This is a genomic window from Enterobacter sp. FW301-JW81 (assembly GCF_058788735.1).
This window is the reverse complement of the sequence record NZ_JBYTBA010000003.1, coordinates 382,042-406,269: the sequence shown is the minus strand read 5'-3', so window position 1 is coordinate 406,269 and position 24,228 is coordinate 382,042. Positions and strand designations below refer to the sequence as shown.

The following is a 24,228-nucleotide window of genomic DNA, read 5'->3' as shown; positions in this document are numbered from 1 at the left end:
ACGTCTTTTTTTTCGTCTGTACTTTTTGTTGTTCGTAGGCCCGGTCAGCGCAGCGCCACCGGGCAAAATGGCGGGTGGCGCTGCGCTGACCCGCCCTACAAAAGGCCACAAAAAAGGCGTCCAGTGGACGCCTTTTACATTCACATCAGCGATTACTTCTTATCGCTGTGCTCCAGGTTTTCAACCTGCGGCAGGCCGTTACCTGAGTTTGCGGAGAGCAGGCCATTCTCAACATAGTTGAACAGCTTCTCACGGGTATCGGTGATATCCAGGTTACGCATGGTCAACTGCCCAATACGATCGTCCGGCGAGAACACGGATTCACCTTTCTCCATGGTCAGACGCTCTGCTTTATAGGTCAGGTTGTCAGACACGGTATTCAGGATGGAGTAGTCGTTACCGCGACGCAGCTCCAGGGTAACTTCACCGGTGATCGCACTTGCTACCCAACGCTGCAGCGCATCACGCAGCATCAGCGCCTGTGGATCGAACCAGCGGCCCTGATACAGCAGTTTACCCAACTGGCGGCCATGAGAGTGATACTGCTCAATGGTGTCTTCGTTGTGAATACCAGTCAGCAGACGCTCGTAAGCGATGTGCAGCAGCGCCATTCCCGGGGCTTCATAGATGCCACGGCTCTTCGCTTCGATGATACGGTTTTCAATCTGATCGCTCATGCCCAGACCGTGACGACCGCCAATACGGTTAGCTTCCAGCATCAGCTCAACGTCATCAGAGAAGGTTTTACCGTTCAGCGCAACCGGATGGCCGCGTTCAAAACGTACGGTCACTTCTTCGGCCTGGATTTTGACATTCTCGTCCCAGAACTTCACCCCCATGATTGGGTTCACGATCTTCACGCTGGAGTTCAGGAACTCCAGGTCTTTCGCTTCGTGCGTCGCACCCAGCATATTGGAGTCGGTGGAGTAGGCTTTCTCAACGGACATCTTATAGTCAAAACCGCAGGCGATCATAAACTCGGACATCTCATGACGACCACCCAGCTCGTCGATGAAGTCGGTATCCAGCCACGGTTTGTAGATCTGCAGTTCGGCGTTGGTCAGCAGGCCATAACGATAGAAGCGTTCGATATCGTTACCTTTATAGGTGCTGCCGTCGCCCCAGATGTTCACACCGTCTTCTTTCATGGCGGCAACGAGCATAGTGCCGGTGACTGCGCGGCCCAGCGGGGTGGTGTTGAAATAGGTCAGGCCGCCGGTGGTGTTATGGAAAGCACCACACTGAATAGCCGCAATACCTTCAGCGACCAGTTGTTTACGGCAGTCAATCAGGCGCGCGTTCTCTGCACCATACTCTTTAGCGCGACGAGGAATAGCATCATAGTCTTCCTCGTCCGGCTGACCCAGGTTCGCAGTATATGCATACGGAACCGCTCCCTTCTGGCGCATCCACAGCAGTGCAGCGCTGGTATCCAGGCCGCCTGAGAAAGCGATGCCAATACGTTGTCCTACAGGAAGATGCTTGAGAATCGTCGTCATAGAATAAAACCCTGCTTGATTGACTGATTAGAGACCGCTTTCGCTCTCTTGTGCATTTTTATGCAAAATAAGTGAGTATTCATTTAATCATCTTTTGGCGAAGACCGGAAGAGACTCATGCGTTTTTTGTAAAAATTTTGGTCTGATCGAGCTGACGGAAGTCGCCTTGACAGGTGGGGTCAACTATCAATATACTAAACGCCGATTTTACGTCCCGTCTTCGGTACCAAATCCCAGCATTATTTGCAAATTCTGTCCAAAACGCGTAGAATTTGCCACGTTTCAGGCGCGGGGTGGAGCAGCCTGGTAGCTCGTCGGGCTCATAACCCGAAGGTCGTCGGTTCAAATCCGGCCCCCGCAACCACTTTCCCATAAAGTTCTTTTTCAAATATACTGTGAAGACTTAGAGCCTTCGTAGCTGGATTTGAAAAAATTCTTTCGGAGAGTGCTCCAGGCCACAGTTGTGGCTATAGGGTTCAGTTATCTAAAGCCCCGATTTATCGGGGTTTTTTGTTATCTGACTACAGAATAACTGGGCTTTACGCCCTTTTTTTATGTCTTGGGGGTGGGCTTGTCCACATTAGAGCAAAAATTAACAGAGATGATTACTGCACCGGTCGAAGCACTGGGCTACGAACTGGTCGGCATCGAATTCGTTCGCGGCCGTACATCGACGCTGCGCATCTATATTGATAGTGAAGATGGCATCAATGTTGATGATTGTGCTGATGTTAGCCACCAGGTGAGTGCGGTTCTTGATGTTGAAGACCCGATTACCGTTGCGTACAACCTGGAAGTTTCCTCACCTGGCCTCGATCGCCCGATGTTCACGGCCGAGCACTATGTGCGCTTTACCGGTGAAGAAGTGGCTCTCGTTCTGCGTATGGCCGTACAGAACCGCCGTAAATGGCAGGGAATTATCAAAGCCGTTGATGGTGAAATGATCACGGTGACAGTCGACGGCAAAGATGAAGTGTTCGCGCTGAGTAATATCCAGAAGGCGAACCTGGTTCCCCACTTTTAACAGTCTGGATTGAGGTGAAAAGCCCGCGATGAACAAAGAAATTTTGGCTGTTGTTGAAGCCGTCTCCAACGAGAAATCACTGCCGCGTGAGAAGATTTTCGAAGCGCTGGAAAGTGCACTGGCTACAGCAACCAAGAAAAAATACGAACAAGAGATCGATGTTCGCGTAGAAATCGATCGTAAAAGCGGTGACTTCGATACATTCCGTCGTTGGGTAATCGTTGAAGAAGTGACCCAGCCGACCAAAGAGATCACGCTGGAAGCGGCACGTTTTGAAGACGAAAGTCTGAACGTGGGTGAATACGTTGAAGATCAGATTGAATCTGTTACGTTTGACCGTATCACCACCCAGACCGCTAAACAGGTTATCGTGCAGAAAGTTCGCGAAGCCGAGCGCGCGCTGGTTGTCGATCAGTTCCGCGATCAGGAAGGCGAGATCATCACTGGCGTGGTGAAGAAGGTGAACCGCGACAACATCTCCCTGGAGATCAAATCCGAAGGGTTGCCGGGTAACGCTGAAGCCGTGATCCTGCGTGAAGATATGCTGCCGCGTGAAAACTTCCGTCCAGGCGACCGTATCCGTGGTGTTCTGTACGCTGTGCGTCCAGAAGCGCGCGGTGCGCAGCTGTTCGTGACCCGTTCTAAACCAGAAATGCTGGTAGAACTGTTCCGTATCGAAGTACCGGAAATCGGCGAAGAAGTTATTGAGATTAAAGCGGCGGCTCGCGATCCGGGCTCCCGTGCGAAAATTGCGGTGAAAACCAACGACAAGCGTATCGACCCGGTCGGTGCTTGCGTCGGTATGCGCGGTGCGCGTGTTCAGGCAGTCTCTACTGAGCTGGGCGGCGAACGTATTGATATCGTTCTGTGGGATGACAACCCAGCGCAGTTCGTGATCAACGCAATGGCTCCAGCTGATGTGGCGTCTATCGTTGTTGACGAAGACAAACACACTATGGATATCGCTGTTGAAGCGGGCAACCTGGCGCAGGCAATCGGCCGTAACGGTCAGAACGTACGCCTGGCATCTCAGCTGAGCGGCTGGGAACTCAACGTTATGACCGTTGATGACCTGCAGGCTAAGCATCAGGCTGAAGCCCATGCGGCGATCGATACCTTCACCAAATACCTGGATATTGACGAAGATTTCGCCACTGTTCTGGTTGAAGAAGGTTTCTCTACGCTGGAAGAACTGGCCTATGTGCCAATGAAAGAGCTGCTGGAAATTGACGGCCTGGATGAACCAACCGTTGAAGCCCTGCGTGAACGCGCTAAAAACGCACTGACCACCCTGGCACTGGCTCAGGAAGAAAGCCTTGGCGATAAGAAGCCGGCTGATGACCTGCTGAATCTGGAAGGTCTTGATCGTGCGATTGCGTTCAAGCTGGCTGCCCGTGGTGTTTGTACGCTGGAAGATCTCGCTGAGCAAGGCGTTGATGACCTGGCTGATATCGAAGGTTTAACCGACGAGAAAGCCGGCGAGCTCATCATGGCCGCACGTAATATTTGCTGGTTCGGCGACGAAGCGTAATAAACTGTAGCAGGAAGGAACAGCATGACTGATGTAACTGTAAAATCGCTGGCTGCTGAGATTCAGACCTCCGTGGACCGCCTGGTACAGCAATTTGCTGATGCAGGGATCCCGAAGTCCGCTGATGACTCGGTGACCGCGCAAGAAAAACAAACCTTGTTAACGCACCTGAACCGCGAACACGGTTCTACGCCTGACAAGTTAACGCTGCAGCGCAAAACGCGCAGCACGTTAAACATCCCTGGTACCGGTGGCAAAAGCAAATCGGTACAAATTGAAGTCCGCAAGACGCGCACCTTTGTAAAACGTGATCCGCAAGAGGCAGAACGCCTTGCCGCGGAAGAGCAGGCACAGCGTGAAGCGGAAGAACAAGCTCAGCGTGAGGCGGAAGCAACCGCTAAACGTGAAGCAGAATTAAAAGCTGAACGTGAGGCCGCAGAAAAAGCGAAACGCGACGCAAGTGATAAAGCGAAGCGTGACGCTGCGGAAAAAGACAAAGTGAGCAATCAACAGACAGACGAAATGACAAAAACCGCCCAGGCTGAAAAAGCCCGCCGTGAAAATGAAGCTGCCGAGCTGAAGCGTAAAGCGGAAGAAGAAGCCCGCCGTAAGCTGGAAGAAGAAGCTCGCCGCGTGGCCGAAGAAGCGCGCCGTATGGCAGAAGAAAACGAGAAGAACGGTGTGAATGTCGCTGAAACGACTGAAGATACCAGCGACTATCACGTGACCACTTCTCAGCATGCGCGTCAGGCTGAAGATGACAACGACCGTGAGGTTGAAGGTGGCCGCAGCCGTACTCGCAGCACCAAAGCTGCACGCCCGGCGAAAAAAGGCAACAAGCACGCTGAATCCAAAGCTGACCGTGAAGAAGCACGCGCAGCCGTTCGCGGTGGTAAAGGCGGTAAGCGTAAAGGTTCCGCTCTGCAGCAGGGCTTCCAGAAGCCTGCTCAGGCCGTTAACCGTGACGTTGTGATTGGCGAAACCATCACCGTTGGCGATCTGGCGAACAAGATGGCCGTTAAAGGCTCTCAGGTCATCAAAGCGATGATGAAGCTGGGCGCTATGGCAACCATCAACCAGGTCATCGACCAGGAAACCGCACAGCTGGTTGCTGAAGAGATGGGCCACAAAGTTATCCTGCGTCGTGAAAACGAGCTGGAAGAAGCGGTAATGAGCGACCGTGACACAGGCGCAGCGGCTGAACCGCGTGCACCTGTTGTGACCATCATGGGTCACGTTGACCACGGTAAAACCTCTCTGCTCGACTACATTCGTTCTACGAAGGTTGCCTCTGGTGAAGCGGGTGGTATTACCCAGCACATCGGTGCTTACCACGTAGAAACAGAAAACGGCATGATCACCTTCCTGGATACCCCAGGCCACGCAGCGTTTACCTCAATGCGTGCTCGTGGTGCTCAGGCAACGGATATCGTTGTACTGGTTGTTGCTGCAGACGACGGCGTGATGCCACAGACCATCGAAGCTATTCAGCACGCGAAAGCGGCGCAGGTGCCTCTGGTTGTTGCAGTCAACAAAATCGATAAGCCAGAAGCTGATATGGACCGCGTGAAGAACGAACTGTCCCAGTACGGCGTTATGCCGGAAGAGTGGGGCGGTGAAGCGCAGTTCATCCCAGTATCTGCTAAAGCGGGTACCGGTATTGACGACCTGCTGAACGCTATCCTGCTGCAGGCTGAAGTTCTGGAGCTGAAAGCTATCCGTAACGGTATGGCGAGCGGCGCGGTGATCGAATCCTTCCTGGATAAAGGTCGTGGTCCGGTTGCTACTGTTCTGGTTCGCGAAGGCACGCTGAACAAAGGCGACATCGTTCTGTGTGGCTTCGAATACGGCCGCGTTCGTGCGATGCGTAACGAACTGGGTCAGGAAGTGCTGGAAGCGGGTCCGTCCATTCCAGTTGAAATCCTGGGTCTGTCCGGTGTTCCGGCTGCCGGTGATGAAGTGACCGTGGTGCGTGACGAGAAGAAAGCGCGTGAAGTGGCACTGTATCGTCAGGGCAAATTCCGCGAAGTTAAACTGGCTCGTCAGCAGAAATCTAAACTCGAGAACATGTTTGCTAACATGACCGAGGGTGAAGTTCACGAAGTGAACGTTGTCCTGAAAGCCGACGTTCAGGGTTCTGTGGAAGCGATCTCCGACTCCTTGCTGAAACTGTCTACCGACGAAGTTAAAGTGAAGATCATCGGTTCTGGCGTAGGTGGTATCACCGAAACCGACGCCACCCTGGCTGCTGCCTCTAACGCTATCCTGGTTGGCTTCAACGTTCGTGCTGACGCCTCTGCGCGTAAAGTTATCGACGCTGAAAGTCTGGATCTGCGTTACTACTCCGTCATCTATAACCTGATTGACGAAGTGAAAGCAGCAATGAGCGGCATGCTGTCGCCAGAGCTGAAACAGCAGATCATCGGTCTGGCTGAAGTGCGTGACGTGTTCAAATCACCGAAATTCGGTGCGATCGCGGGCTGTATGGTTACCGAAGGTACCATCAAACGTCACAACCCAATCCGCGTCCTGCGTGACAACGTGGTTATCTACGAAGGTGAGCTGGAATCTCTGCGCCGCTTCAAAGATGACGTTAACGAAGTTCGTAACGGCATGGAATGTGGTATCGGCGTGAAGAACTACAACGACGTTCGCGTTGGCGATATGATCGAAGTGTTCGAGATCATCGAAATTCAGCGTACCATCGCTTAATCTTCGTCGGCTTTTGGGCCGCTACTGCGTTGGCTGCGCTCGTTCACCCCGGTCACATAGTTATCTATGCTCCCGGGGATTCACGAGCTTGCCGCCTTGTTGCAACCCAAAATCCTTAGAAGATTAACTAGCGTAGGCCGGGTAAGCGAAGCGCCACCCGGCAATAATTTCAAAAAGGGGCTTTAGCCCCTTTTTTGTCTGGAGAATTTATTATGGCGAAAGAATTTGGTCGCCCACAGCGCGTAGCGCAGGAAATGCAGAAAGAGATCGCACTCATTCTGCAACGTGAAATCAAAGACCCACGCGTTGGTATGATGACCACCGTGTCTGGCGTTGAGATGTCCCGCGATCTGGCTTATGCCAAAGTGTTCGTGACTTTCCTGAACGATCAGGACGAAGCCGCGGTGAAAAACGGCATTAAAGCGCTGCAGGAAGCCTCTGGTTTCATCCGCTCTCTGCTCGGCAAAGCGATGCGCCTGCGTATCGTGCCTGAACTGACCTTCTTCTACGACAACTCGCTGGTCGAAGGTATGCGCATGTCCAACCTGGTGACCAGCGTGGTTAAACATGACGATGAGCGTCGTGTTAACCCGGCGGACGACAGCAAGGAGGACTGATGAGTCGTCCTCGTCGTCGCGGTCGCGACGTGCATGGCGTACTGCTGCTGGATAAACCGCAGGGCGCATCCAGCAACGACGTGCTGCAAAAAGTTAAGCGTATTTTTAACGCCAACCGTGCGGGCCACACCGGCGCGCTCGATCCGCTGGCAACCGGTATGCTGCCGGTCTGTCTGGGAGAGGCAACAAAGTTTTCCCAGTACCTGCTCGACTCCGATAAGCGTTATCGCGTCATTGCTAAACTGGGCCAGCGCACGGATACCTCCGATGCGGATGGCCAGGTGGTGGAAGAACGCCCGGTGACGTTCAGCCCTGAACAGCTTGATGCGGCGCTGGAGAGCTTCCGCGGGGACACGATGCAGGTGCCGTCGATGTATTCGGCGCTGAAATATCAGGGCAAAAAACTCTACGAATATGCGCGTCAGGGCATTGAAGTCCCGCGTGAAGCCCGCCCGATAACCGTGTATGAGCTGCTCTTTATTCGCCACGAGGGTGACGAGCTGGAGCTGGAAGTTCACTGTTCTAAAGGGACGTATATTCGCACCATTATCGACGACCTCGGGGAAAAGCTGGGCTGCGGCGCGCATGTGATTTACCTGCGCCGACTGGCGGTGAGCAAGTACCCGGTCGAGCGGATGGTGACCCTGGAACAGCTGCGCGAGCTGGTTGAACAGGCGGAATCGCAGGGGATTGCATCGGCAGATTTGCTCGATCCCTTGCTGATGCCGATGGACAGTCCGGCAGCAGACTTTCCGGTGGTTAATCTTCCTTTTACATCGTCCGTTTACTTTAAGAACGGCAATCCGGTTCGTACGACGGAAGCGCCGCTGGAAGGGCTGGTCCGCGTCACCGAAGGTGACGAAGGTAAGTTCATCGGGATGGGCGAAATGGATGGCGAAGGGCGCGTTGCGCCGCGTCGTCTGGTCGTCGAATATCCGGTCGAAGCGTGATGGCGATAACGGCTCACCTTGCGATAAGCAGGGGAGACGAGTAGAATATCGCCGCTTAACGCCTGGTAAATTGTTTAACAATCTGCGGGGCGTACATTGGATTGCTGAATTAGAGATCGGCATCCTTACATTCTTTATACTTTGGAGTTTGAAAATGTCTCTAAGCGTTGAAGCTAAAGCTAAAATCGTTTCTGAGTTTGGTCGTGGTACTAACGACAGCGGTTCTACCGAAGTTCAGGTTGCACTGCTGACTGCACAGATTAACCACCTGCAGGGTCACTTTGCAGAGCACAAAAAAGATCACCACAGCCGTCGTGGTCTGCTGCGTATGGTTTCTCAGCGTCGTAAACTGCTCGACTACCTGAAACGTAAAGATGTTGCACGCTACACCGCGCTGATCGAGCGTCTGGGTCTGCGTCGCTAAGTCTTGCGAGTTTCAGAAAAGGGGGCCTGATGGCCCCTTTTTTCAACCAGACGGCAGCAATTCACTGGAAACTATTGTATTGTTGCTATAAATGATCTTCATTGCAGAGGTTCGCGCGGCTAATGAGAGGCTTCACCCATGGGGGTGTTGGTTGTCATTAGTCGCGAGGATGCGAAGAAGGTCGGGTTAAATCGACAGCACACCGGTGGTGTGCTGTCAAACATTTAAGAAAGGACAGAACTTTGCTGAATCCGATCGTTCGTAAATTCCAGTATGGTCAACATACCGTCACGCTGGAAACCGGCATGATGGCACGTCAGGCTACTGCTGCCGTTATGGTAAGCATGGATGACACTGCGGTATTCGTTACCGTAGTTGGCCAGAAAAAAGCTAAACCAGGTCAGGACTTCTTCCCGCTGACCGTTAACTACCAGGAGCGTACCTACGCTGCCGGTAAAATCCCGGGTGGTTTCTTCCGTCGTGAAGGCCGTCCAAGCGAAGGCGAAACCCTGATCGCGCGTCTGATTGACCGCCCGGTTCGTCCGCTGTTCCCGGAAGGCTTCGTTAACGAAGTGCAGGTTATTGCGACCGTTGTTTCCGTTAACCCACAGGTTAACCCGGACATCGTGGCGATGATCGGTGCCTCTGCTGCCCTGTCACTGTCTGGTATTCCATTCAATGGCCCAATCGGTGCAGCGCGCGTTGGCTACATCAACGACCAGTATGTGCTGAACCCAACCCAGGAAGAGCTGAAAGAAAGTAAGCTGGACCTGGTTGTTGCGGGCACTGAAGCCGCTGTGCTGATGGTTGAATCCGAAGCTGAACTCCTTAGCGAAGACCAGATGCTGGGCGCTGTGGTCTTTGGCCACGATCAGCAGCAGGTTGTTATCCAGAACATCAACGACCTGGTGAAAGAAGCCGGTAAACCACGTTGGGACTGGCAGCCAGAAGCGGTAAACGACGCGCTGAACGCACGCGTTGCTGCACTGGCAGAATCTCGCCTGAGCGATGCATACCGTATCACTGACAAACAAGAGCGTTATGCTCAGGTTGACGTGATCAAGTCTGAAACTATCGCGACGCTGGTTGCTGAAGACGAAGCGCTGGATGCTAACGAGCTGAGCGAAATTCTGCACGCAATCGAGAAAAACGTTGTTCGTAGCCGCGTTCTGGCAGGCGAGCCGCGTATCGATGGCCGTGAAAAAGACATGATCCGTGGTCTGGATGTGCGCACTGGCGTACTGCCACGTACTCACGGTTCTGCACTGTTCACCCGTGGCGAAACGCAGGCGCTGGTTACTGCAACGCTGGGTACCGCGCGTGATGCACAGAACATCGACGAACTGATGGGCGAGCGTACTGACAGCTTCCTGTTCCACTATAACTTCCCTCCGTACTCCGTAGGTGAAACCGGTATGGTAGGTTCGCCTAAGCGTCGTGAAATTGGTCACGGTCGTCTGGCGAAGCGCGGCGTGCTGGCAGTGATGCCAGAAGCGGATAAATTCCCGTACACCGTTCGTGTGGTTTCTGAAATCACCGAATCCAACGGTTCTTCTTCCATGGCTTCCGTGTGTGGCGCATCTCTGGCGCTGATGGATGCAGGCGTGCCGATCAAAGCCGCTGTTGCGGGTATCGCAATGGGCCTGGTGAAAGAAGGCGACAACTATGTTGTTCTGTCTGACATTCTGGGCGACGAAGACCACCTGGGCGATATGGACTTCAAAGTGGCGGGTTCCCGCGACGGTATCTCTGCTCTGCAGATGGATATCAAAATTGAAGGTATCACCAAAGAGATCATGCAGGTTGCTCTGAACCAGGCTAAAGGTGCGCGTCTGCACATCCTGGGCGTGATGGAACAGGCGATTAATGCGCCACGCGGCGACATTTCCCAGTTCGCACCGCGTATCCACACCATCAAGATCAATCCAGACAAGATCAAAGATGTTATCGGTAAGGGCGGTTCCGTCATCCGTGCGCTGACCGAAGAGACTGGCACCACTATCGAAATCGAAGATGACGGTACTGTGAAAATCGCAGCAACCGACGGCGAGAAAGCGAAATTCGCCATTCGTCGTATCGAAGAAATCACTGCAGAAATCGAAGTGGGCCGCGTCTACGCAGGTAAAGTGACCCGTATCGTTGACTTTGGCGCGTTCGTTGCCATCGGTGGCGGTAAAGAAGGTCTGGTCCACATCTCTCAGATCGCTGATAAGCGTGTTGAGAAAGTGACTGATTACCTGCAGATGGGTCAGGAAGTACCGGTTAAAGTTCTGGAAGTTGATCGCCAGGGCCGCATCCGTCTGAGCATTAAAGAAGCAACCGAGCAGTCTCAGCCAGCTGCTGCGCCAGAAGCACAGGCAGCAGAACAGCAAGGCGAGTAAGTTGCAATTTGCCCTCCGCTTTGCGGAGGGCCTATTATCAGGCAGGACGCCTTGTTAAGCCGCCGGGGGACAGGACGTTCATCCAATTGTTGTCTTCGGGAGTGGGAAATGAAGCCTTTTTTGCGCTGGTGTTTCGTTGCGACAGCTTTAACGCTGGCAGGATGCAGCAACTCTGCCTGGCGTAAGAGCGAAGTCCTCGCAGTGCCATTGCAACCGACTTTGCAGCAGGAAGTGATCCTGGCACGCATGGAACAAATACTTGCCAGTCGGGCTTTAACCGATGACGAACGCGCACAGCTTTTATATGAGCGCGGAGTGTTGTATGATAGTCTCGGTCTGAGGGCATTAGCGCGAAATGATTTTTCACAAGCGCTGGCTATCCGACCTGATATGCCTGAAGTATTCAATTACTTAGGCATTTATTTAACGCAGGCAGGCAATTTTGATGCTGCCTATGAAGCGTTTGATTCTGTACTTGAGCTTGATCCAACTTACAACTACGCGCACTTGAATCGCGGTATCGCCTTGTATTACGGCGGTCGTGATAAGTTAGCGCAAGATGATCTGCTGGCGTTTTATCAAGACGATCCTAATGATCCTTTCCGTAGCCTGTGGCTTTACATCGTTGAGCAGAAGCTCGATGAGAAGCAGGCAAAAGAGGCACTGAAACAGCGCTTCGATAAATCGGACAAGGAACAGTGGGGATGGAACATTGTCGAGTTCTACCTGGGCAACATTAGCGAAGCAACGCTGATGGAACGCCTCAAGGCGGACGCAACGGATAACACCTCGCTCGCTGAGCATCTCAGTGAAACCAACTTCTATTTAGGTAAGTACTACCTAAGTCTGGGGGATATGGACAGCGCTACGGCACTGTTCAAATTAGCGGTTGCTAACAACGTACACAACTTCGTTGAGCACCGTTATGCATTGTTGGAATTATCGCTCTTGGGCCAGGAGCAAGACGACCTGGCAGAATCGGACCAGCAATAGCTGACGACATAGACATCAGCCCGTAATCTTTTGATTGCCATCATCTTAACTGGTGAGGGCGTTGTTGTTCGTCAATACACCTACTTTGAGCCGGTTCACACTTTTCAATGAAAATTGCTAATCATTTTCACGATGAGCTAAGTAGACTGGCCGCCATTAATATCGAGGCACTTGTACTACATGGCTGAATTCGAAACCACTTTTGCAGATCTGGGCCTGAAGGCTCCTATCCTTGAAGCCCTTAACGATCTGGGTTACGAAAAACCATCTCCGATCCAGGCTGAGTGTATCCCACACCTGCTCTCTGGTCGTGACGTGCTGGGCATGGCCCAGACTGGTAGCGGTAAAACTGCAGCATTCTCGCTGCCGCTGCTGAACAACATTGATCCGGACCTGCGTGCACCGCAGATCCTCGTCCTGGCTCCAACCCGTGAACTGGCTGTTCAGGTTGCAGAAGCCATGACGGAATTCTCTAAACATATGCGCGGCGTAAACGTGGTAGCCCTGTACGGCGGCCAGCGTTATGACGTGCAGTTACGCGCCCTGCGTCAGGGCCCACAGATTGTTGTCGGTACGCCGGGCCGTCTGCTGGATCACCTGAAGCGCGGTACGCTGGATCTCTCTAAACTGAGCGGTCTGGTGCTGGATGAAGCAGACGAAATGCTGCGTATGGGCTTCATCGAAGACGTTGAAACCATCATGGCGCAGATCCCGGACGGTCATCAGACCGCGCTGTTCTCTGCAACCATGCCAGAAGCTATCCGTCGCATTACCCGCCGCTTCATGAAAGAGCCGCAGGAAGTGCGCATTCAGTCAAGCGTGACCACTCGCCCGGACATCAGCCAGAGCTACTGGTCTGTGTACGGCATGCGTAAAAACGAAGCGCTGGTACGTTTCCTGGAAGCGGAAGATTTTGATGCGGCGATTATCTTCGTTCGTACCAAAAACGCGACCCTGGAAGTGGCTGAAGCGCTGGAGCGCAGCGGTTACAACAGCGCAGCGCTGAACGGCGACATGAACCAGGCCCTGCGTGAGCAGACTCTGGAGCGTCTGAAAGACGGTCGTCTGGATATCCTGATTGCAACCGACGTGGCAGCACGTGGCCTGGACGTTGAGCGTATCAGCCTGGTTGTTAACTACGACATCCCGATGGATTCAGAGTCTTACGTTCACCGTATCGGTCGTACCGGTCGTGCGGGTCGTGCTGGCCGTGCGCTGCTGTTCGTTGAGAACCGCGAGCGTCGTCTGCTGCGTAACATCGAACGCACCATGAAGCTGACCATTCCAGAAGCTGACCTGCCAAACGCAGATCTGCTGGGCAAACGCCGTCTGGAAAAATTCGCCGCGAAAGTACAGCAGCAGCTGGAAAGCAGCGATCTGGATCAGTACCGTGCACTGCTGTCGCAGATTCAGCCTACCGCTGAAGGCGAAGAGCTGGACATGGAAACCCTGGCTGCAGCACTGCTGAAAATGGCTCAGGGCGAACGTAGCCTGATCGTACCACCAGATGCGCCAATGCGTCCTAAGCGTGAATTCCGTGACCGTGACGATCGCTTCGAACGTCGTGGCGACCGTAATGACCGTGGCCCACGTGGTGACCGTCCAGAGCGTGGTGGTGAAGACCGTCCACGTCGCGAACGCCGTGACGCGGGTGACATGGAGCTGTACCGCATTGAAGTGGGCCGTGATGATGGCGTTGAAGTTCGTCACATCGTTGGCGCGATCGCTAACGAAGGCGACATCAGCAGCCGTTACATTGGTAACATCAAGCTGTTCGCATCCCACTCCACCATCGAACTGCCAAAAGGCATGCCGGGTGAAGTGCTGCAGCACTTTACGCGTACCCGCATCCTGAACAAGCCGATGAACATGCAGCTGATGGGCGATGCACAGCCACGCCCTGACCGCGGCGGTGAACGTCGTGGCGGTGGTCGCAGCTTCGGTGGCGAACGTCGTGAAGGCGGTCGCAGCGAAGGCCGCGGTGGTGAAGGTCGTCGTTTCTCCGGCGAGCGCCGCGAAAATCGTGGCCCGCGCCGTGAAGAAGGCACCAGCCGTCGCCGTGACGCGTAAGCCTTACGCAACTGACGTAAAGTAAAATATACAGCCCCGATACATGCTATCGGGGCTTTTTTTATTCCTTTTGTACTCTTGTACTGGTACAGTGCGTCACATTAAAATGCAGAACCACATTTTTGACTGGAGATAAGGCTGTATGGCGACACTAACGACCACCCAAACGTCACCTTCGCTGCTTGGCGGCGTGGTGATCATCGGCGGAACCATCATTGGTGCCGGGATGTTTTCCCTGCCCGTGGTCATGTCCGGTGCGTGGTTCTTCTGGTCGCTGGCCGCGCTGGTCTTTACCTGGTTCTGCATGCTCCATTCCGGGCTGATGATCCTCGAAGCCAACCTGAACTACCGCATTGGCTCCAGCTTCGACACCATCACCAAAGATCTGCTGGGCAAAGGCTGGAACCTGGTGAATGGCCTCTCCATCGCGTTTGTGCTCTATATCCTGACCTATGCGTATATTTCGGCGAGCGGCTCGATTCTGCATCACACCTTCTCGGAGATGTCGCTGAACGTTCCGGCGCGTCTGGCGGGATTGTGCTTTGCGCTGGGCGTGGCGTTTATCGTCTGGATGAGTACCAAAGCGGTGAGCCGGATGACGGCCATCGTACTGGGTGCAAAGGTTATCACCTTCTTCCTGACGTTCGGCAGCCTGCTGGGGCACGTAACGCCGGCAACGCTGTTTAACGTCGCCGAAGTGAATACTTCCTACACGCCGTATCTGTTGATGACGCTGCCGTTCTGCCTGGCGTCGTTTGGCTACCATGGGAACGTGCCGAGCCTGATGAAATACTACGGCAAGGATCCGCGCACCATTGTGAAGTGCCTGGTCTACGGTACGCTGCTGGCGCTGGGGCTGTACGTCATCTGGCTGCTTGGGACAATGGGCAACATCCCGCGCCCGGAATTTATCGGCATTGCGCAGAAGGGCGGGAATATCGATGTGCTGGTGCAGGCGCTGAGCGGCGTGTTGAACAGCCGCAGTCTGGATCTGCTGCTGGTGGTGTTCTCCAACTTTGCGGTAGCGAGCTCTTTCCTCGGGGTGACGCTGGGCCTGTTTGACTATCTGGCGGATCTGTTTGGCTTTGATGATTCTGCGATGGGGCGCTTCAAAACCGCGCTGCTGACCTTCCTGCCACCGATTGTGGGCGGCCTGCTGTGGCCGAACGGTTTCCTGTACGCCATCGGCTATGCCGGACTGGCGGCGACCATCTGGGCGGCAATTGTGCCGGCGCTGCTGGCCCGTAAATCACGTAAACGCTTCGGCAGCCCAAAATTCCGCGTCTGGGGCGGCAAGCCGATGATTGCACTGATACTGGTGTTTGGTGTTGGTAACGCGCTGGTCCACGTGCTGTCGAGTTTTAACCTGTTGCCTGTTTACCATTAAACCGTGCGGCCTGATTCCCTCACCCCGCCCCTCTCCCGAAGGGAGAGGGAGAAAACCGTAGGCCGGATAAGGCGAAGCCGCCATCCGGCAAAAAAACTACCCCACCAACTCCTCTTTCACCTGCATCGCCAGCTCAAACGAGTGCAAACGCGCCTGGTGATCGAAAATCTGGCCGTTAACCATAATCTCATCGGCCTGCGTCTCGCGCAGCACCGCTTCAAGCCCGTGACGCACCTTCGCTTTATCACCCACCAGCGACATGCTCAGCGCCTGTTGAACGCCATACTGCTCGGAGGCTGACCACAGCTGGTGCATATTCTCCACCGGCGGCGGAAGCTGGCCCGTCTCACCGCGACGCAGCTTCACAAACGCCTGCTGCATGGAGGTAAACAGGAATTCCGCATCGCGATTGCTATCAGCAGCAATGATGTTGATACACACCATCGCGTACGGTTTCTCCAGCCGTTCGGAGGGTTTGAAGTTCGTGCGGTAGAGATGCAGCGCCTGATGCAGCATATCCGGTGCGAAGTGTGAGGCGAACGCGAACGGCAGCCCCAGCTGTGCGGCGAGCTGGGCGCTATACAGGCTTGATCCCAACAACCAAACCGGGATCTTCTCACCGTAGCCCGGCACCGGGCGCACGTGCGGGTTAGGATCGCGCGCGTCGAACCAGTCCACCAGCTCGGCCACGTCGCGCGGGAAGTTATCGATATCGCCGCTCATATGGCGGCGCAGGGCGCGCATGGTTGGCTGATCGCTGCCCGGCGCACGACCAAGCCCTAAATCTATACGGCCTGGATAGAGCGTATTCAGCGTGCCAAACTGCTCGGCAATCACCAGCGGGGCGTGGTTCGGCAGCATCACTCCGCCGGAGCCCAGGTGCAGGGTAGTGGTATTTGCCGCCAGATAGCCGATCAGAACCGAGGTCGCGGCGCTGGCGATGCCCACCATGTTGTGGTGCTCGGCCAGCCAGTAGCGGTAATAGCCGCGCTTTTCAGCCAGACGTGCAAGATCCAGAGAGTGGGAAAAGGCCTCTCTTGCCGAGGAGCCTTGTGGGATCGGCGCCAGATCCAGCACCGAAAACGGAATGGTTTTGTCGGTCATAACAGCTCACTTTGTCGACGGTGAATCTTTAATATTGCATTAAAAAATCATAACCGTTGTTAACAAAGTGAGCCTTTTTTATGCCTGTAGCTCCAGCCCGGCGAGACGTTTCCAGTAGCCGTTGCAGTCGCTGTTAGCCTGCAGCGGCAGCGGAGCGGCGCCGTTTTCATTGGCGCGGAAGGCGTCCAGCATCGCGAACACGCCGGTATCCAGCGGCGACAAACGCACCATATCCACCAGCCCGTCCATCGACGCCAGCTCGTTGCCGAGGTTATAGACATAGCCGCTCATGGTCTGTATGCCGTTCAGGACAAACACCTGCTGGTTTTCCTGCGACAGCATGCTGCGCCCGTTCGGGTACTTGATGCAGCAGGTTTCGCATTCGTCTTTCGGGCGGTCTTCCGAGCGTGCGGTAAAGCAGCGGGCGGAGTAGGCCAGCGGCAGATGCCCGTAGCTCAGCACTTCCACTTCAAACTGATTGCGAATACCCAGCTCGTCGCACTGATTCAGCAGGTTTGCCAGCCAGTCGCGGGAGAGTTCAACCGGCATGCACCAGCGCATCATCCCCTGCTTAAGCAGCAGGCGCAGGGTCACGGCGTTATAGCAGTTCAGGGCATGGCCCGCGACAAACGGCAGTTTGCGTTCAGCGCACATGTTCACCACACCGAGATCGCTCGCTTCCAGCAGGAATTCGCCGTTCTCCACGTAGCGTTTTAGCTCGCCCAGTTCGGAAGAGGCCTGAACCAGCGCGAGCGTCGAAAGCACCACCTGCTTGCCGCTTCCGGCGAGGGTTTTCGCCATATCCAGCCAGTCGCCTACTTTGGTGGCGCGGCGCTTGCTGCATACCGCTTCGCCGAGGTAAATCACATCGGCGCTGCTGGCGGCGGCCTGTTGGTAAAAATCTTCCAGCGTCTCTTTTGGCCAGTAGTAGAGCACCGGCCCTAATGAATATTTCATGATTATCTCACTGCCATTTACGGTGATACGCGCCCAGCGTGGTTTGCGTGCCTTCGGACATCGACCCAAGCGTCTCCATCCACGCCGGCTGCGGGGCGTAGTTCTGCGGATCCGCCATGCAGCGGTCAATGGCCTGACGCCAGACTTTCGCTACCTGGCTCACGTAGGCCGGGCTGCGCTGACGACCTTCGATTTTCACCGAGGCAATATTGGCCGCCAGCAGTTCCGGCAGCAGCTCCAGCGTGTTGAGGCTGGTGGGCTCTTCCAGCGCGTGGTAGCGCTCGCCGTCGACCAGATAGCGGCCTTTACACAGGGTTGGATAACCGGCGTTTTCACCGTCCTGATAGCGGTCGATCAGCACCTCATTCAGGCGAGATTCCAGCCCCTGCGGCGTTTGCTGCCAGCGGACAAAGCGGGCAGGGGAGCAGGCTCCGACGGTATTAGGCGATTCCCCGGTTAAATAAGAGGAGAGGTAGCAGCGGCCTTCGGCCATGATGCACAGGCTGCCGAAGGCGAAAACTTCCAGCGGCACTGGCGTGACGCGCGCGAGTTGCTTAACCTGATGAATAGAGAGAACGCGCGGCAGCACCACGCGGGCCACGTCAAAGTGTTGATGATAAAAACGTACGGCCTCTTCGTTGGTGGCGGATGCCTGAACAGAGACGTGGCGCTCAATATGGGGATAGCGTTCTGACGCATACTCAAGCATGGCGAGATCGGCCAGGATCAGCGCATCGGCCCCCAGCTGTGCTGCCATATCCACCGCGCGCTGCCAGCGGGCGTAGCCGTCAGGATGGGCAAAGGTGTTGATGGCGATATGCAGTTTGCGGCGGTGCTGGTGAACGAAGTTAACGGCTTCCTGAAGCTTTTTCTCCGTAAAGTTGAGGCCAGCAAAATGGCGGGCGTTGGTATCATCCTTCAGCCCGATATAGACCGCATCGGCCCCATTTTCGATGGCCGCCTTAAGCGCCGGAAGGTTTCCGGCAGGGCAGAGCAGCTCCATAATTTATCCTGATGTAGTCGATCGCAAAATTGTTAACGAGCTGGGATTTTAATTAACCCATACGCGACAATTTTTGATTTAAGGCAGCTAATGGCGTATTGATGACACCAATAATGAGGTACCCCGGAGGACGGTTTGTTGATTTACGCCGCTATGTTGTCCTTCGGATATGGCAAAATAGCAGGACTATAGATATCAGGGAGTAAAGCTCGTGCTGGATAAACTGCGTTCACGTCTCGTACAATTTGGTCCATCAATGCTGAGCGTGCCGGTAAAGCTGGCGCCGTTCGCGCTTAAACGCCAGGTGCTGGAGCAGGTCCTGACCTGGCAGTTTCGTCAGGCGCTGCAGGATGGCGAGCTGGAATTCCTGGAAGGCCGCTGGTTAAGCATTGAGGTGCGCGACATCGGGCTGCGCTGGTTTACCTCCGTTGAGAATGACCAGCTGATCGTACGTGAATCCGCCGACGCGGATGTGAGCTTTAGCGCCAACGCCAGCGATCTGCTGATGATCGCCGCGCGCAAGCAAGACCCGGACACGCTCTTCTTCCAGCGCCGTCTGGTGATTGAAGGCGATACGGAGCTTGGCCTGTACGTTAAGAATTTAATGGATGCCATTGAGCTGGAGCAGATGCCGAAAGCGCTGCGCGTGATGTTAATGCAAATGGCAGATTTCGTTGAGGCCGGGCTGAAAACCCCGCCGGACGGTAAATACACTTCAGTAGGTGAGCCATGCTGATTCGAGTCGAAATTGGGATTGATGCACCGGGGATCGATGCGCTGCTGCGCCGCGCCTTTGAGAGCGATGCCGAAGCCCAACTGGTCCACGATCTTCGCGAAGACGGCCTGATAACGCTGGGGCTGGTTGCCACCGATGACGAAGGTCAGGTGGTGGGCTATGTTGCCTTCAGTCCGGTAACCGTTCAGGGCGAAGAGCTCCAGTGGGTAGGAATGGCGCCACTGGCGGTGGATGAAAGCTATCGCGGGCAGGGACTGGCGCGCCAGCTGGTCTATGAAGGGCTGGATTCGCTCAATGAGTTCGGTTATGCGGCCGTTGTCACGCTGGGCGATCCGGCGTTCTATGGCCGTTTAGGCTTTGAGCAGGCCGCCCATTACGATCTCCGCTGCCGCTGGCCGGGGACGGAATCCGCCTTCCAGGTGCATCGTCTGGCGGACGACGCGCTAAACGGCGTGAATGGTCTGGTAGAGTACCACGACCATTTCAATCGCTTTTAATCAGGCTCTCGCGTAGCGCCTCAAAGGAGCCGTCTCCGGTCACGAGGCGCTCTTTCTGGCGCTTCGTCAGCTGCTTGATTCGGTATTCCAGCCTGAGCGCCAGCGATCTGTCGCCCACGGCGGCTGAAAATGCCAGCTGCAGTTCCCCTTTTCCCCGCAGCGCCTTCGCCCCTTTCCCCGTTTGATGCTGTAAAAAACGCCGCGCCACATCGGTGGTGATCCCGGTGTAGAGAGCGTTATCAGCGGTTCGGACAAGATAGAGAAACCAGCACACGGTAAACGGATTCAGTATGTTAAGGTGAACGCACCATAGCATGAGAGAGAACGAAAATGGAAACACTGGCCGCCATTAACCGCTGGCTGGCGAAGCAGCATGTCGTCACCTGGTGCGTGTACAGCGAGGGTGAGATGTGGTGTGCAAACGCGTTTTATTACTACGACCCCGAGCGCGTCGCGTTTTACGTCATGAGCGAAGATAAAACGCGTCATGCGCAGATGACCGGCCAGCAGGCAAAGGTGGCGGGCACGGTGAATGGCCAGCCTAAAACGGTCGCGCTGATCCGTGGGGTGCAGTTTCAAGGGGAGATCCGTCGTCTGGACGGAGAAGAGAGCGACGCGCGTCGTAAGCACTACACGCGCCGCTTTCCGGTTGCTGCTGCGCTAAAAGCCCCAGTGTGGGAAATCCGCCTCGATGAGCTGAAATTTACCGACAACACCCTGGGCTTTGGCAAGAAGCTGCACTGGTTACGCGCCGAGCAGGCGTAGCGCTTCGCGGTTAAACGCCGGGAGATCGTCCGGGGTCCGGCTGGTGATCAGCTGATCTTTGTCGTTGACCACTTCCTGATCGTAAAACTCGGCTCCCGCGTTTTTCAGATCGATAACGATCGGCTTCACGGCCGTGAGCTTACGCCCGCGGACAACCTCCGCGCTGATCAGCAGCTGCGGGCCGTGACAGATGGCAAAGACCGGTTTGCCGGTAGAGACAAAGTCCCGGGTGAAGGTCACGAAACGCTCGTCCCCGCGCAGGGAATCCGGCGAATGGCCGCCCGGTAACAGTAGGGCGTCAAAATCGGAGGGGCTAACGTTATCGATACTCGCGTCGATGGTCACGCTGGCCTCGCCCTTATGGCCCTTCACCGTTTTACCCGCTTCTTTCTCAATGGTGATGACCTCATGTCCCGCCTTGCGGAACGCCTCTGCGGGAGAGGTGAATTCTGAATCTTCAAACTCGTCGGTAATCAAGACTGCGATTTTCTTGCCCATGCTTCCTCCGTTGTTTTGGCTTCAGACTGATTTTTCTCCGCTTGTGGTAAATACTTACCTGTAACAGACTTTTAAGTGTGGTCGACCACGGCGATTTCGCAAACGGACAATTCTGTAAAGGGGATACGATGAGTCAGGTACTGATTACGGGCGCCACCGGGCTGGTGGGGGATCATCTGCTGCGGTTGCTGATTCAGGATCGCCGCGTGAACTACATTGCAGCGCCTACGCGTCGGCCGCTGGCGGACGTCTCCGGCGTATTTAACCCGCACGATCCGCAGCTGACGGACGCGCTGGCGCAGGTCCTGGATCCCATTGATATCGCCTTTTGTTGTCTCGGCACGACCCGGCGCGAGGCGGGCAGTAAAGAGGCGTTTGTGCATGCCGACTACACGCTGGTGGTGGATACGGCACTCACGGCCAAAAGGCTGGGGGCCAGGCATTTTCTGGTGGTCAGCTCGCTCGGCGCCAGTGCCGGCTCGCCCTTTTTCTACAACAAAGTGAAGGGCAAAATGGAAGAGGCGCTGATTGCCCAGAAGTGGGAGCACCTGACGATTGTTCGTCCCTCCATGCTGCTGGGACACCGCGACGAACGGCGTTTTAACGAGTCAATTTTCGCTCCGCTGTTCCGCATCCTTCCCGGAAACTGGAAATCCGTTGAGGCGCGGGACGTGGCGCGCGCGATGCTGAAAGAGGCGCTTTCCCCTTCGAAGGAAGGGGTCAACATTATCCCTTCGGCAAAACTGCGTGAAATCGCCCAGGACGAGGCGTAAACTCCCCCGGCTAATAACCTAATACTCTCCGGGGAATGCTATGACTGGTCAGTCTTCATCTCAGGCGGCAACACCTGTTCAATGGTGGAAGCCCGCACTTTTCTTTCTCGTGGTCATTATTGGCCTCTGGTATGTGAAGTGGCAGCCTTACTACGGTAAAGCCTTCACGGCTGCCGAAACGCACAGCATCGGAAAATCTATTCTTGCTCAGGCTAATGCCAGCCCGCTGCAGGCGGCGTGGGATTACGCCATGGTCTACTTCCTTGCCGTCTGGAAAGCCGCTGTGTTAGGCGTCATTCTGGGGTCGCTGATTCAGGTGCTTATTCCGCGTAACTGGCTAGTGAAAACCCTCGGGCAGCCGCGCTTTCAGGGCACGCTGCTGGGGACGATTTTCTCCCTGCCGGGCATGATGTGTTCCTGCTGCGCCGCGCCTGTAGCGGTAGGGATGCGCCGCCAGCGCGTGTCGATGGGCGGCGCGCTGGCGTTCTGGATGGGCAACCCGCTGCTCAACCCGGCGACGCTGGTATTTATGGGCTTTGTGCTGGGCTGGCATTTCGCGTTCATCCGTCTGGGTGCCGGGCTGCTGACCGTGCTGGTCGTCGCGACGCTGGTGCAAAAATGGGTGAAGGATACTGACGCAGAACCCGCCTCAGTTGAGCTGGACGTCAGCGAGCCGCAGGGCGGTTTCTTCACACGCTGGGGTAAGGCGCTATGGCAGCTTTTCTGGAGCACCATCCCGGTCTATATCCTGGCGGTACTGGTGCTGGGGGCGGCGCGCGTCTGGCTGTTCCCGCATGCGGATGGCGCTATCGACAACACGCTGATGTGGGTGATTGCGATGGCCGTTGCAGGCTGCCTGTTCGTTATCCCGACGGCTGCTGAAATTCCGATTGTTCAGACCATGATGCTGGCCGGCATGGGCACCGCGCCTGCGCTGGCGCTGCTTATTACTCTGCCTGCGATCAGTCTGCCGTCGCTCATTATGCTGCGTAAATCATTCCCGGCGAAAGCGCTGTGGCTCACCGCAGGGCTGGTGGCGTTGAGCGGGGTGATTGTGGGGAGTGTTGCGTTGCTGTAAAAAAAAGCCCGGTAGCGCTGGCGCTTACCGGGCCTGTAGTCAGGTGTGGCTTACTTGATGTAAGTAAACGCGGTGGTGACGTGCTTCACGCCGCTCACACGGCTGGCGATATCGGCCGCCGCTTTCCCTTCACGCTCGGTCACCAGACCCAGCAGGAATACTTCACCGTTTTCAGTCGTCACCTTCACGTTGGAGGATTTCACCTGGTCCGAGCCCAGCAGCTGGGAACGCACTTTGGTGGTGATCCAGGTATCGGATGAGGCATCACCTAAACCAATTGGTTTGCCCTGGCGCACTTCGTTAAACACCTCTGTGGTACCTTCTACGCCCATCGCAATTTGCTTCGCACGAGAGGCGAGTTCCATATTCGGCGCCTGGCCTGCCAGCAGCACTTTGCCCTGATAAGCCGTCACGTTGATACGCGCTTCTTTCTTGATTTGTTCGTCTTTCGACAGCGCACTGTTGACGCGCAGCTCCAGCGTACCGTCATCCACCTGTGTACCCACAGTGCGCGGATCGGTTGCCGCTTTGGTGCCTACCGCGGCGGTACCCACAACGGCCGCAGCGATACATCCCTGAAGCAGTAATGCAGACATAAGGACTGCGAGGGTCGATAAAGCCTTCATAAGAACTCCTTAATCATCCTGGTGAGGGAAAAGCGTGTTATCGATCAAATCACATAAGCAGTTCACCGTGAGCATATGCATCTCCTGAATACGCGCGCTTCGGTGAGACGGAATGCGAATTTCCACATCCTGCGGCCCAAGCAGACCCGCCAGCTCGCCACCGTCATAGCCGGTTAAGGCCACGATAGTCATGTCGCGGGTAACGGCGGCTTCAACGGCTTTGACAATATCCCGGCTGTTGCCGCGCGTGGAGATTGCCAGCAGCACATCTCCGGCATGACCCAGGGCTCGCACCTGCTTTGCGTAAATTTCGTCATGCAGACGATCGTTAGCAATCGCTGTTAAGACCACATTATCGGTGTTAAGTGCAATGGCAGGTAAACTCGGGCGTTCTGTTTCAAAACGATTGATCATGCTGGCAGCAAAATGCTGTGCGTTGGCGGCTGACGTGCCGTTGCCACAACAGAGGATTTTGTTGCCGTTGAGCAGGGATTGCACCAGCGTCATCGCGGCACGAGAGATAGCATCCGGAAGGGCTTCCGCCGCGGCAATCTGAGTCTGGATGCTTTCTGTGAAGCACACTTTAATTCTTTCGAGCACGTT

At 55.3% G+C, this 24,228-nt stretch carries 24 protein-coding genes and 1 tRNA gene; 17 read left to right on the top strand and 8 right to left on the bottom strand.

Annotated elements, in window-relative coordinates:
* Positions 1 to 152 precede the first annotated feature (152 nt).
* Complete coding sequence (argG, locus tag AC3WOK_RS12950) at positions 153 to 1,499, bottom strand: argininosuccinate synthase (protein ID WP_047347713.1); 1,347 nt, start codon at positions 1,497 to 1,499, stop codon at positions 153 to 155.
* Positions 1,500 to 1,786: 287 nt separating this feature from the next.
* On the opposite strand from argG, the gene AC3WOK_RS12945 reads away from it, so the two are divergent.
* From AC3WOK_RS12945 to mtr, 12 genes are all read left to right on the top strand, one after another.
* A tRNA-Met gene (locus AC3WOK_RS12945) sits at positions 1,787 to 1,863 on the top strand.
* Positions 1,864 to 2,070: 207 nt separating this feature from the next.
* Entirely contained in the window at positions 2,071 to 2,523 is a 453-nt protein-coding gene (gene rimP, locus AC3WOK_RS12940) for a ribosome maturation factor RimP (protein WP_032639709.1), read from the top strand.
* 28 nt (positions 2,524 to 2,551) lie between these two features.
* On the top strand, positions 2,552 to 4,054 hold the full coding sequence (gene nusA / locus AC3WOK_RS12935; RefSeq protein WP_029739628.1) for a transcription termination factor NusA: 1,503 nt from the start codon (positions 2,552 to 2,554) through the stop codon (positions 4,052 to 4,054).
* Positions 4,055 to 4,078: 24 nt separating this feature from the next.
* Entirely contained in the window at positions 4,079 to 6,766 is a 2,688-nt protein-coding gene (gene infB, locus AC3WOK_RS12930) for a translation initiation factor IF-2 (protein ID WP_047347714.1), read from the top strand.
* Positions 6,767 to 6,978: 212 nt separating this feature from the next.
* Entirely contained in the window at positions 6,979 to 7,383 is a 405-nt protein-coding gene (gene rbfA / locus AC3WOK_RS12925; RefSeq protein ID WP_003024988.1) for a 30S ribosome-binding factor RbfA, read from the top strand.
* Positions 7,383 to 8,333, top strand: a complete 951-nt coding sequence (gene truB, locus AC3WOK_RS12920) for a tRNA pseudouridine(55) synthase TruB (RefSeq protein ID WP_447856320.1) — start codon at positions 7,383 to 7,385, stop codon at positions 8,331 to 8,333. Before rbfA ends, truB begins: the two co-directional genes overlap by 1 nt.
* A gap of 154 nt (positions 8,334 to 8,487) precedes the next feature.
* Positions 8,488 to 8,757: a 30S ribosomal protein S15 gene (rpsO, locus tag AC3WOK_RS12915; protein ID WP_003861789.1), complete on the top strand. Its 270-nt coding sequence runs from the start codon at positions 8,488 to 8,490 to the stop codon at positions 8,755 to 8,757.
* 242 nt (positions 8,758 to 8,999) lie between these two features.
* Positions 9,000 to 11,138: a polyribonucleotide nucleotidyltransferase gene (gene pnp / locus AC3WOK_RS12910; protein ID WP_063429171.1), complete on the top strand. Its 2,139-nt coding sequence runs from the start codon at positions 9,000 to 9,002 to the stop codon at positions 11,136 to 11,138.
* A 108-nt stretch (positions 11,139 to 11,246) separates the two neighbouring features.
* Positions 11,247 to 12,131, top strand: coding sequence for a lipoprotein NlpI (nlpI, locus tag AC3WOK_RS12905; RefSeq protein WP_017693920.1), 885 nt, complete (start codon positions 11,247 to 11,249; stop codon positions 12,129 to 12,131).
* Between the two features lie 107 nt (positions 12,132 to 12,238).
* Positions 12,239 to 12,319, top strand: coding sequence for a protein YrbN (yrbN, locus tag AC3WOK_RS12900; protein WP_097397692.1), 81 nt, complete (start codon positions 12,239 to 12,241; stop codon positions 12,317 to 12,319).
* Positions 12,312 to 14,201, top strand: a complete 1,890-nt coding sequence (locus AC3WOK_RS12895) for a DEAD/DEAH family ATP-dependent RNA helicase (protein ID WP_492354633.1) — start codon at positions 12,312 to 12,314, stop codon at positions 14,199 to 14,201. The genes yrbN and AC3WOK_RS12895 overlap by 8 nt, the downstream gene beginning before the upstream one ends.
* Positions 14,202 to 14,343: 142 nt before the next feature.
* On the top strand, positions 14,344 to 15,588 hold the full coding sequence (mtr, locus tag AC3WOK_RS12890; RefSeq protein ID WP_059312176.1) for a tryptophan permease: 1,245 nt from the start codon (positions 14,344 to 14,346) through the stop codon (positions 15,586 to 15,588).
* 96 nt (positions 15,589 to 15,684) lie between these two features.
* Here mtr and AC3WOK_RS12885 read toward each other — a convergent pair whose 3' ends face one another.
* From AC3WOK_RS12885 to ubiU, 3 genes are all read right to left on the bottom strand, one after another.
* Entirely contained in the window at positions 15,685 to 16,692 is a 1,008-nt protein-coding gene (locus AC3WOK_RS12885) for a luciferase-like monooxygenase (protein ID WP_059312177.1), read from the bottom strand.
* A 78-nt stretch (positions 16,693 to 16,770) separates the two neighbouring features.
* Positions 16,771 to 17,649, bottom strand: a complete 879-nt coding sequence (locus AC3WOK_RS12880) for a U32 family peptidase (RefSeq protein WP_059312178.1) — start codon at positions 17,647 to 17,649, stop codon at positions 16,771 to 16,773.
* A 7-nt stretch (positions 17,650 to 17,656) separates the two neighbouring features.
* On the bottom strand, positions 17,657 to 18,652 hold the full coding sequence (gene ubiU / locus AC3WOK_RS12875) for a ubiquinone anaerobic biosynthesis protein UbiU (protein ID WP_059312179.1): 996 nt from the start codon (positions 18,650 to 18,652) through the stop codon (positions 17,657 to 17,659).
* A gap of 211 nt (positions 18,653 to 18,863) precedes the next feature.
* Between ubiU and ubiT the strand changes: the two genes are divergently transcribed.
* Both ubiT and AC3WOK_RS12865 read left to right on the top strand, forming a co-directional pair.
* A complete protein-coding gene (gene ubiT, locus AC3WOK_RS12870) occupies positions 18,864 to 19,388 on the top strand; it encodes a ubiquinone anaerobic biosynthesis accessory factor UbiT (RefSeq protein WP_059312180.1) in 525 nt (174 codons plus the stop codon).
* The gene (locus AC3WOK_RS12865) at positions 19,382 to 19,885 is read left to right on the top strand and encodes a GNAT family N-acetyltransferase (protein WP_059312181.1); all 504 of its coding nucleotides are present in this window, start codon (positions 19,382 to 19,384) and stop codon (positions 19,883 to 19,885) included. The genes ubiT and AC3WOK_RS12865 overlap by 7 nt, the downstream gene beginning before the upstream one ends.
* Here the strand turns inward: AC3WOK_RS12865 and AC3WOK_RS12860 are convergent.
* Positions 19,872 to 20,201 carry a GIY-YIG nuclease family protein gene (locus AC3WOK_RS12860; protein ID WP_023309323.1) on the bottom strand — a complete coding sequence of 110 codons (330 nt, stop codon included), beginning with the start codon at positions 20,199 to 20,201 and terminating at the stop codon, positions 19,872 to 19,874. The two genes, AC3WOK_RS12865 and AC3WOK_RS12860, sit on opposite strands and share 14 nt — an antisense overlap.
* A gap of 14 nt (positions 20,202 to 20,215) precedes the next feature.
* Here AC3WOK_RS12860 and AC3WOK_RS12855 point away from each other — a divergent pair, with 14 nt between their 5' ends.
* The gene (locus tag AC3WOK_RS12855; protein ID WP_059312182.1) at positions 20,216 to 20,650 is read left to right on the top strand and encodes a YhbP family protein; all 435 of its coding nucleotides are present in this window, start codon (positions 20,216 to 20,218) and stop codon (positions 20,648 to 20,650) included.
* On the opposite strand, the gene AC3WOK_RS12850 is transcribed toward AC3WOK_RS12855, so the two are convergent.
* Positions 20,630 to 21,148: a type 1 glutamine amidotransferase domain-containing protein gene (locus AC3WOK_RS12850; protein WP_059312183.1), complete on the bottom strand. Its 519-nt coding sequence runs from the start codon at positions 21,146 to 21,148 to the stop codon at positions 20,630 to 20,632. The genes AC3WOK_RS12855 and AC3WOK_RS12850 overlap by 21 nt on opposite strands.
* 128 nt (positions 21,149 to 21,276) lie before the next feature.
* Here AC3WOK_RS12850 and AC3WOK_RS12845 point away from each other — a divergent pair, with 128 nt between their 5' ends.
* Together AC3WOK_RS12845 and AC3WOK_RS12840 are read left to right on the top strand one after the other, a co-directional pair.
* The gene (locus AC3WOK_RS12845) at positions 21,277 to 21,921 is read left to right on the top strand and encodes an NAD(P)H-binding protein (protein ID WP_059312184.1); all 645 of its coding nucleotides are present in this window, start codon (positions 21,277 to 21,279) and stop codon (positions 21,919 to 21,921) included.
* 40 nt (positions 21,922 to 21,961) lie between these two features.
* The gene (locus tag AC3WOK_RS12840; RefSeq protein WP_492354632.1) at positions 21,962 to 22,999 is read left to right on the top strand and encodes a permease; all 1,038 of its coding nucleotides are present in this window, start codon (positions 21,962 to 21,964) and stop codon (positions 22,997 to 22,999) included.
* A 50-nt stretch (positions 23,000 to 23,049) separates the two neighbouring features.
* Here AC3WOK_RS12840 and dolP read toward each other — a convergent pair whose 3' ends face one another.
* Both dolP and diaA read right to left on the bottom strand, forming a co-directional pair.
* Positions 23,050 to 23,625 (bottom strand): division/outer membrane stress-associated lipid-binding lipoprotein, encoded by a 576-nt coding sequence (gene dolP, locus AC3WOK_RS12835; RefSeq protein WP_008501489.1) that lies wholly within the window; start codon positions 23,623 to 23,625, stop codon positions 23,050 to 23,052.
* Positions 23,626 to 23,634: 9 nt separating this feature from the next.
* Positions 23,635 to 24,225: a DnaA initiator-associating protein DiaA gene (diaA, locus tag AC3WOK_RS12830; RefSeq protein WP_003861754.1), complete on the bottom strand. Its 591-nt coding sequence runs from the start codon at positions 24,223 to 24,225 to the stop codon at positions 23,635 to 23,637.
* Positions 24,226 to 24,228: the final 3 nt, after the last annotated feature.